We start from the raw sequence: 1,804 nt of genomic DNA, 5'->3' as shown, positions 1-1,804 counted from the left end.
GAACTCGCGCGCAAGAAGCTTGCCGTGGCGGGCGCTGCGCTTCCAGTCGATCATGCGCCGGCCCATGCCGGGCTGGTAGTCTTTCAGCGCCTCGAATTCGCGGCCCTGTCCAGCGCGCTTCTGGGCGTGGCCGTCGGCAAGGGCCGAACGCTGCAAGAGCGTGATTGCCTCGTCGCGCGCGCTGTTGACATTGGGCAGCACCGCGACCTTGCGCTCGACCGGCAACATGACCTGGTTCCAAACCAACCCAAACGGGCCCTGCCAGCGCAGCCACAGCCGGTCGAAACTGGCGATGCCGCGGCGGATAGCCTCGAATTCGAGATCGAGCGTGCCGCCATTGGCCGGCAGCGCGCCGCCTGTGCCGGCGACCGGCTGAACCCGCTGATCATGCCCGATGCGCGCCTGCAGGCGCCGCAACTTTGCCCCGACACCGGCCGCGATGTGCAACGTGAAGCGACCGCCGACGCCCACCTGGGGCGGCGCCGTCAGCACCGCATCGAGCGAGGCGCGGCCTCTGCCCGCGGCCGCATCCACCGCCAGGAAGGCAAGCAGAACGCAGATCCACAACAGGCCAAGATACCAGACAGAAGGCAGCGCGAGCGCGATCAGGAAGGCGGGGATCGCCCCCGCCGCCGCTGCCCAGACCGATCGACCGCTCGGATAGATCAACGCGGCGCTTCCGTATGGTCGACGAGGTCGGAGACGATCTGCTCGACCAGCCACCCGTCGATCTGAGCGGCCGGCGACAGCACGACGCGGTGGCGCAGCGCCGGCACGGCCAGAGCCTTGACGTCGTCCGGGATAACGTAGTTGCGGCCGTCGAGCGCCGCCCTGGCGCGCGCGGCTCTCGCCAGCATGGCGCCCGCGCGAGGGCTGGCGCCCACCTCCAGGTCAGGGCTTTCGCGCGTGCCGCGCACAAGTGCCGCGATATAGCCGACGACATCGCCGACCAGCGTGACGTCGCCGACGGTGGCAAGTGCGGCTTCGAGCGTCTTGCGGTCGGTCTGCGCCCTGATGCCGTATTGCCCTATGTCGTGCGAGGCCGATCCACCGCCGTGGTTGACGATGATGGCGCGCTCTTCCGCAAGGTCCGGATAGCTCACCCGATGCTTGAACAGGAAGCGGTCGAGCTGAGCCTCGGGCAGCGGATAGACACCCTGATGCTCGATCGGGTTCTGCGTTGCCACCACCATGAAATTCTGCCCGAGCGAATGCGTCGTGCCGTCGAAGGTGACGGCGTGTTCCTGCATGGCTTCGAGCAGGGCGGCCTGCGTCTTCGGCGGCGTGCGGTTGATTTCGTCGGCGAGCAAAAGGTCACAGAAGATCGGGCCGCGCGTCAGCGTGAACTGCCCGGTCTGGAAATTGTAGATGTTGGCGCCGACGATGTCGCCGGGCATCAGGTCGGGCGTGAACTGGATGCGGCCATAGGCGACGCCCAGCGCCTGCGCGAAGCAGCGCGCCGTCATCGTCTTGGCGGTGCCCGGCGGGCCTTCGAGCAGGATATGGCCGCCGGCAAACAGCGCCGTCAGCATCAGGTCGACCGTGTCATGCTGGCCGGTGATCGCTTTCGCCACTTCTTCCCTGATCGCGTTCGCCAGGGCCTCCACTTCATCGACGTTCACCGAGCCTCCTTGCCGTCCAGTCATGCAGCTGTTCGGCTGCTTCATGCATTGCTGCCAGATTGTTGGATTCGTTCGCGGCCTGGAAGCGCCGGGTGAAGCCGTGCGCCTCGCTTTTGTCGCGGGAATCGAGCCAGCGGTCGAGCGCCTCGCCCTGCAGCCCATGCGGCGCGCCGAGCAGGGCG

2 protein-coding genes and 1 pseudogene are annotated in these 1,804 nt (G+C 67.5%); all 3 read right to left on the bottom strand.

Going from position 1 to position 1,804, the window contains the following annotated elements:
* On the bottom strand, nt 1-669 hold a 669-nt coding region (locus EOA27_RS34860), incomplete at its 3' end, for a DUF58 domain-containing protein (protein ID WP_145970774.1).
* Nucleotides 666-1,622, bottom strand: coding sequence for a MoxR family ATPase (locus tag EOA27_RS34855; RefSeq protein ID WP_127258560.1), 957 nt, complete (start codon nt 1,620-1,622; stop codon nt 666-668). The genes EOA27_RS34855 and EOA27_RS34860, both read right to left, overlap by 4 nt.
* Nucleotides 1,609-1,804 (bottom strand): annotated as a pseudogene (locus EOA27_RS34850) (DUF4350 domain-containing protein); the annotation flags it as partial. The gene EOA27_RS34855 and the pseudogene EOA27_RS34850, both read right to left, overlap by 14 nt.

The organism is Mesorhizobium sp. M2A.F.Ca.ET.037.01.1.1 (assembly GCF_003998075.1).
In the GTDB taxonomy this organism is placed as follows: domain Bacteria; phylum Pseudomonadota; class Alphaproteobacteria; order Rhizobiales; family Rhizobiaceae; genus Mesorhizobium.
The sequence above is the reverse complement of the archived record's forward strand: the minus strand, read 5'-3'. Positions and strand labels throughout refer to the sequence as shown.